This is a genomic window from Streptomyces europaeiscabiei (assembly GCF_001550375.1).
Taxonomy (GTDB): Bacteria; Actinomycetota; Actinomycetes; order Streptomycetales; family Streptomycetaceae; genus Streptomyces; species Streptomyces europaeiscabiei.
The window spans coordinates 1-7,008 of sequence record NZ_LRTR01000696.1 but is presented as its reverse complement, the minus strand read 5'-3'; the positions used below and the strand labels follow the sequence as shown (position 1 = coordinate 7,008).

4 protein-coding genes are annotated in these 7,008 nt (G+C 71.6%); 3 read left to right on the top strand and 1 reads right to left on the bottom strand.

The genetic code is table 11. The features are described 5' to 3' along the window. Positions 1-135 precede the first annotated feature (135 nt). The 3 genes from AWZ10_RS34765 to AWZ10_RS34755 all read left to right on the top strand — a co-directional run bounded on the left by AWZ10_RS34765 (position 136) and on the right by AWZ10_RS34755 (position 5,374). A complete protein-coding gene (locus tag AWZ10_RS34765) occupies positions 136-2,358 on the top strand; it encodes a sialidase family protein (RefSeq protein WP_060892996.1) in 2,223 nt (740 codons plus the stop codon). Next, positions 2,358-4,337, top strand: coding sequence for a beta-galactosidase (locus AWZ10_RS34760; RefSeq protein ID WP_060892995.1), 1,980 nt, complete (start codon positions 2,358-2,360; stop codon positions 4,335-4,337). Before AWZ10_RS34765 ends, AWZ10_RS34760 begins: the two co-directional genes overlap by 1 nt. 305 nt (positions 4,338-4,642) lie before the next feature. After that, the gene (locus tag AWZ10_RS34755) at positions 4,643-5,374 is read left to right on the top strand and encodes a glycoside hydrolase family 12 protein (protein ID WP_046703641.1); all 732 of its coding nucleotides are present in this window, start codon (positions 4,643-4,645) and stop codon (positions 5,372-5,374) included. Between the two features lie 74 nt (positions 5,375-5,448). Here AWZ10_RS34755 and AWZ10_RS34750 read toward each other — a convergent pair. Beyond that, positions 5,449-7,008, bottom strand: a 1,560-nt coding sequence (locus AWZ10_RS34750) for a glycoside hydrolase family 36 protein (RefSeq protein WP_167366019.1), incomplete at its 5' end; no start/stop codon positions are given.

The following is a 7,008-nucleotide window of genomic DNA, read 5'->3' as shown; positions in this document are numbered from 1 at the left end:
GCAGCCGCCGACGCCCCCGCACACCACCCGCAGCCGCCGACGCACCCGCACACCACCCGCAGCCGCCGACGCACCCGCACCCCCCGAGCCACGAGGCGCCCACCCCGTACCCCTCCCCGCAAAACGAGGTATGTCATGCGCACCCCACAGCCGAGCCGCCGCACCGTACTCGCCGGAACAGCCGCGGCCGCAGCTCTTACGGCCCTCCCCGCCCTGGGCACCCCGGCCCAGGCGGCCGGGGCCCGGAGCGGATCGACCGCCGGAGGTTACCGCTGGCGCACCGCCGTCATCGGCGGCACCGGCTTCGTCACCGGCGTCCTCTTCCACCCGGCGGTACGCGGCCTCGCCTACGCCCGCACCGACATCGGCGGCGCCTACCGCTGGGACGACCGCAAGGCCCGCTGGACCCCGCTGACCGACCACCTCGGCTGGGACGACTGGAACCTCCTCGGCGTGGAAGCCATCGCCGTCGACCCCGCCCACCCCAACCGCCTCTACCTCGCCCTCGGCACCTACGCCCAGTCCTGGGCCGGCAACGGCGCGATCCTCCGCTCCGACGACCGCGGCGCGACCTGGACCCGTACCGACCTCACGGTCAAGCTCGGCGCCAACGAGGACGGCCGGGGCGCGGGCGAACGCCTCCTCGTCGACCCGCGCGACAGCGACACCCTGTGGCTGGGCACCAGACACGACGGCCTGCTCAAGTCGACCGACCGGGGCGCCACCTGGGCGAAGGCGACCGGCTTCCCGGCGACCCCCAGCGCCACGGGCCAGGGCGTCACCCTGCTCGTCGCCGCCGGACGCACCGTCCACGCCGGCTGGGGCGACGGCGACGCCACGTCCGCCAACCTCTACCGGACCAGCGACGGAACCACCTGGGAAGCCGTCCCCGGCCGCCCCACCGGCGCCTCTGCCAAGGTCCCGATCCGCGCCGCGTACGACCGGCACACCCGCGAGCTGTACGTGACGTACGCCGACGCGCCCGGCCCCAACGGCCAGTCCGACGGCAGTGTGCACAAGCTCCGCACCACCAACGGCAAGTGGACCGAGGTGACCCCGGTGAAGCCGGGCGGCACCACGGCCGACGGAGGCACCGACTCCTTCGGCTACGGCGGGGTGGACGTCGACGCCCGCCGCCCCGGCACGGTGATCGTGTCCACCAACAACCGCTGGGCCGACATCGACACCGTCTACCGGTCCAGCAACGGCGGCCGTACCTGGACGTCCCTCAAGGACTCCGCCGTCTTCGACGTGTCCGAGACCCCCTATCTCAAGTGGGGTGCCGACAAGCCGAAGTTCGGCTGGTGGATCCAGGCGCTCGCCCTCGACCCGTACGACTCGAAGCACGTCGTGTACGGCACCGGCGCGACCCTCTACGGCACCCGCGACCTCAAGCGCTGGGCGCCGCAGATCCGGGGCCTGGAGGAGACGTCCGTACGCCAGCTGATCTCGCCCCCGGTCGGAGAGGCGCACCTGATCAGCGGTCTGGGGGACATCGGCACGATGTACCACGAGCGGCTCACGGCGTCCCCGTCGCGCGGCATGGCGTCGAACCCCGTGTTCGGGTCGGCGACGGGACTCGCGCAGGCCCCGGCGAAGCCGTCGTACGTGGTCCGCACCGGCTGGGGCGACCACGGCAACGGCGCGTACTCCGACGACGGCGGGCGGACCTGGGCGCCCTTCGCCGCCCAGCCCGACATCGCCGAGAACGCACCGGGGCCGATCGCCGCCAACGCCGACGGCAGCGCGCTGCTGTGGTCCTTCGTGCACTGGGACGGCACCAAGTACGCGGCCCACCGCTCCGCCGACAACGGCGCGACCTGGACCGAGGTCTCCTCCTTCCCCAAGGGCGCGACGCCGGTCGCCGACCCGGCCGACCCGACGCTCTTCTACGCGTACGACACCGACACAGGAACGCTGTACGCCAGCACGGACAGCGGCCGTTCGTTCACGGCACGTGCGAGCGGACTGCCCGCGGGGGACAGCCAGTTCAAGCTGGTCGCGGCCCCCGGACGCACCGGTGACCTGTGGCTGAGCGTCAAGTGGAACGGGCTGTACCGCTCCACCGACGGCGGGGCGGCCTTCTCGAAGATCGACAGCTGCTGGGCCTCGTACACCCTCGGCTTCGGCAAGGCCGCCGACGGCGCCGGCTACCCGGCGATCTACCAGGTCGGCTCGACGGACACCATCACCGCCGTCCACCGCTCCGACGACGGCGCGAAGACCTGGACCCGCATCAACGACGACGCCCACCAGTGGGGCTGGACCGGCGAGGCCATCACCGGCGACCCGCGCGTGTACGGCCGGGTCTACCTGGCGACGAACGGACGCGGCATCCAGTACGGGGAGCCGGTCTGATGCCGGACCTGAGCCACGCCACGCGCGGCCGCGTCCTCTTCGGCGGCGACTACAACCCCGAGCAGTGGCCCGAGGAGGTGTGGCACGAGGACGTACGCCTCATGAAGGAGGCCGGCGTCAACACCGTCACCCTCGGCGTCTTCTCCTGGGCGAAGCTCGAACCCCGGCCGGGAACAAGGGAGTTCGGCTGGCTGGACACGCTGATGGACCTGATGCACGCCGCCGGCATCGGCGTCGTCCTCGCCACCCCCACCTCCTCCCCGCCGCCGTGGATGGGCCGCCTCCACCCCGAGACCCTCCCGCGCGACGAGAACGGGCAGATCGAGTGGTGGGGCTCCCGCCAGCACTTCTCCCACTCCAGCGACACCTACCGCCGCTACGCCGCCGCCATCACCGAGGACCTCGCCGCCCGCTACGGCGGCCACCCGGCCCTCACCATGTGGCACATCAACAACGAGTACTGCACCTACGACTGGGGCGACGAGGCGGCGGCCACCTTCCGCGACTGGCTCCGGCGGAAGTACGGCACACTCGACGCGCTCAACGAGGCCTGGGGCACGGCCTTCTGGAGCCAGGGCTACGACGGCTGGCACGAGATCCTCCCGCCGCGCCGCGCCCACTACATGAAGAACCCCACACACGTGCTCGACTTCAAGCGCTTCACGAGCGACATGCTCCTGGAGTGCTACGTCATCGAGCGTGACATCGTCCGCCGGCACACCCCGCACCTCCCGGTCACCACCAACTTCATGCCGATGTGGGCGGGCCAGGACGCGTGGCGGTGGGCCGAGGAGGAGGACGTCGTCTCGGTCGACATCTACCCCGACCCGCGTGACCCGTTCGGCGCGCAGAACGGGGCCCTGATCCAGGACATGACGCGCTCGCAGGCGGGCGGCGGCCCGTGGATGCTCATGGAGCAGGCCGCCGGTCCGGTCAACTGGCGCGGCGTCAACCACCCCAAGCCGCGCGGCCTCAACCGCCTGTGGTCCCTCCAGGCCGTCGCCCGGGGCGCGGACGCAGTCTGCTACTTCCAGTGGCGGCAGTCACGGCAGGGCGCGGAGAAGTTCCACTCCGGCATGGTCAGCCACGCGGGTGAGCAGGGGCGTACGTATCAGGAGGTCAAGCAGCTCGGATCCGAACTGGCGGCCATCGGACGTGAGGTGGCGGGGCATCATGTCGATGCCGACGTGGCTGTGTTGTTCGACTGGAACTCCTGGTGGGCCGGCGCGCAGGACGGCCGGCTGTCGTCCGAGGTCGACCTGGCCCAGGTCGTACGGTCCTGGCATCGCGCCCTGTGGGAGTCGAACCTCACCACCGCCTTCGCCCACCCCGAGCACGACCTCTCCTCGTACAGGCTCGTGGTCGTACCGCAGCTCTATCTGCTCACGGACGCGGCCGTCGAGAACCTCCTCGCGTACGTACGCGGCGGCGGCACCCTCGTCAGCGGCTTCCTGACCGGTGTCGCCGACGAGGACGACCGTGTGCGCCCCGGCGGCATGGACGCTCGGCTCCGCGACCTCTTCGGCATCCGCACCCTGCACGAGTGGTGGCCGCTGGACGCGGGGGAGGAGGTCGAGTGCGAGGGCCTTTGGGGGGTCTTCCGCGGGACCCTGTGGTCCGAGGAGATCGAGGCGGCGGACGCGGACGAGGTCGTCCCCTACAAGGGCGGCGAACTCGACGAACTCCCGGCGGTGGTGCGCAGGGGACGCGCCTGGTACGTCTCCACACTGCCCGAACCCGCCGAGCTGCGCGCCCTGTTGGCGCGGGTGGCGGCCGACGCCGGGGTACGGCCTGTGCTCGACGGACTGCCCGGCGGGGTCGAGGCGGTGCGGCGCGGCGATGTGCTCTTCCTGCTCAACCACGGCCGCGACGCGGTCACCGTCGACGTACCGGGCACCCATCGCGACCTGCTCACGGAGACGACCGTCACCGGAACGCTGTCGCTCGGCCGCTACGGCGTGGCGGTGCTGCGGTCATGACCACGACCACGAGCGATACGTCACGACCACCTGCGATACGTCACGACCACCTGCGATACGGCCACGACCACCTGCGATATGACCACGGCCACATGACCACGAGCACATGACCACGGCCACATGACCACGAGCGACCGCGGTGATCCGCCCCACCCGGAGCAGCCGCGTCGCACTCGGACTTCCTCCGGCGTCGAAACGTTCGCAGCGCTCGACCTCGTCGCCGGAGAGGACCGCGTCCTCACCCCGGGGCCGCGGTAGCTCCCCACCCCGTATTTCCCCCCACCCATGGAAGGACGCGACACCCCATGGCAACACGTACCCGCACCCGTACCCGCACCCTGGCCCGGATCGGCAAGGTCCTGCTGGCCCCCGCCCTCGCTCTCGGCGCCACCGTCGGCCTCGCCGCCGCCCCCGCCTCGGCCGCAGTCTGGAACTCCTGCGACCAGTGGGGCAACACGAGCCTGAACGGCTACACGCTCTACAACAACATCTGGGGCTCCGGCGCCGGCAGCCAGTGCATCTGGGCCAACTCCGGCACCAACTGGGGAGTCTGGGCCAACCACCCCAACACCGGCGGCATCAAGTCGTACCCCAACTCCAAGAGGGTGATCAACAAGACGATCACCTCGCTCGGTTCGCTCAACAGCAGCTACAACGTCACGGTTCCGTCGTCGGGCGCGTACAACTCGTCGTACGACATCTGGGACACGGACTACGACTACGAGATCATGCTCTGGGTGAACTACAACGGGGCCGTCGGTGCGCTCGGCACCTCGCAGGGCAACGTGACGCTCGGCGGCCACACCTGGACCGTCTACAAGGGCAACAACGGCGCGAACGAGGTCTTCTCGTTCCTGCGCACCTCCGACTCCAACTCCGGCACCGTCCAGATCCTCCCCATCCTCAAGTGGATCAAGGACACCAAGGGCTGGATGGGCAACGAGGTCATCGGTGACGTGCAGTTCGGCTTCGAGGTCACCTCATCCTCCGGTGGCCTGAACTTCACCACCAACAACCTCACCGTCAGCAGCAGTTGACGTTCGACGGCGGCTGAGCCGTAGGCAAGTCCGAGCCGGTGCCGTGCCCCCACGCGGCACCGGCTCGGGTCGTCCTACGCCTCTGCCCGGCCCTCCGGTGTGAGTCGGACCAGCAGCACGCGGGGCGTGCGTGGCACCGACACCCGCAACGCGCCCGCGGCCGGGTCCCAGACCGCCGCCGAGTCCGCGCGCGCGGTGGACGGGTGCAGGATCTCCGTGCGTACGGAGGCTCCCCGCCCCGCCAAGTGCCGGACGGGGAGCCGTACGTCGGCGTCCCCGCCCCTGCGCCACACCGACACGTACGTCGGTCCGCGTCCGTCCGCGTCCGGCACTCGCAGCCCGAGCGCCAGCCACTCGTCGGTCCAGCCCGGCAGACCGAGCGGCCAGAAGGGCACCGCGCGGGCCAGGTCGCCGCGGATCGACCTGTAGGTGTCCACGGCGTCGCGTACGAGGCCGAGTTGCCGTTCCGTCATGCGGTCGAGGTGGCCCGACAGGTGGATGCGGCCGAGGAGGGCGCCGCCGAGGGTGAAGGTGATCAGGTCGTCGCTGTGGCCGGGCTGCGGGTAGGCCCAGACGGCACCCTGTTCCGGCGGTACCGCCGTGGGCGCGGCCGCGGCGATCGGGGGATAGCGCAGGGGGTCCTGCTGGTCGCTGGTGGACTGGAGCTGGGACACGGCCAGGGTGGCGCCGTCCATGCGCATGCCGCCGGAGGCGCAGTTCTCGACGACCAGGTGGGGATAGCGGTCCAGGACGTCGGAGAGCCAGCCCAGGTAGGCGTGGGCGTGGCCCAGGAGGCCGGCGCCGGGGGAGAGGTCGCCGGGGGCGGTGGTGCCGGGGTCGATCACGATGTTGTAGTCGAGCTTGAGATAGCCCACACCCCAGTCGCCGACGAGGCGGTCCACCGCCCTGTCGAGGTGCGCACGGGCGGCCGGGTGGCGCAGGTCCAGCTGGTGACGGCCCTGCTCGGTCAGCCGTACGCCGTCCCGCTGGAAGAACGCCTCCGGCGGCAGCTCCGCCGCCACCGGGCTGCGTACGCCCACGACCTCGGGCTCCAGCCACAGCCCGGGGACCATACCGCGCTCCCGGATCCGCTCCAGGACGGCCCGGATGCCACCGTCGGACGGTCCACCGGTTCCGGTCTCGGCTCCGCCACGCTCTCCGGCCCCGGACGCCGACCCTGTCCGGTCGCCTTCTTCTGCCCGGGTGTCCGCCGCGTTCCGGACGTGCTCTGCGGCTCGGGTGTCCGCTGCCTTCCGGCCGTGCTCTCCGGCCCCCGCCCCCCTCCCGCCGTCCACACCCCCGTCAGGAAAGCGGCGCGGTGACGGCAGCCATTCGCCGACGCCGTCCCACCAGCCGCCGTCCACCGAGTCGTCGTACCAACCGGAGTCGATGCAGAAGTACTCCGCGCCCGCGCCCGCCGCCGCGTCGATCAGCGGCAGCAGCTTCGCGGTGGTCGGGTCGCCCATCAAAGTGTTCATGTAGTCGTTGAAGACGACCGGCAGCGCCACGTGGTCCGGATGCGGGCGGCGGACTGCCCGGCGGTACGCGGTCAGGGCGGCCAACGCCTCGTCCAGCCCCGAGCCGTGCCCGGCTCCGACAGCCGACCGGTCGGCCGCACCGACGGCCGACCGGTC

Excerpts from the sequence above, each read along its gene's own strand:
- AWZ10_RS34765 (WP_060892996.1), top strand. The coding sequence starts at position 136 with ATGCGCACCCCACAGCCGAGCCGCCGCACCGTACTCGCCGGAACAGCC.
- AWZ10_RS34760 (WP_060892995.1), top strand. The coding sequence starts at position 2,358 with ATGCCGGACCTGAGCCACGCCACGCGCGGCCGCGTCCTCTTCGGCGGC.
- AWZ10_RS34755 (WP_046703641.1), top strand. The coding sequence starts at position 4,643 with ATGGCAACACGTACCCGCACCCGTACCCGCACCCTGGCCCGGATCGGC.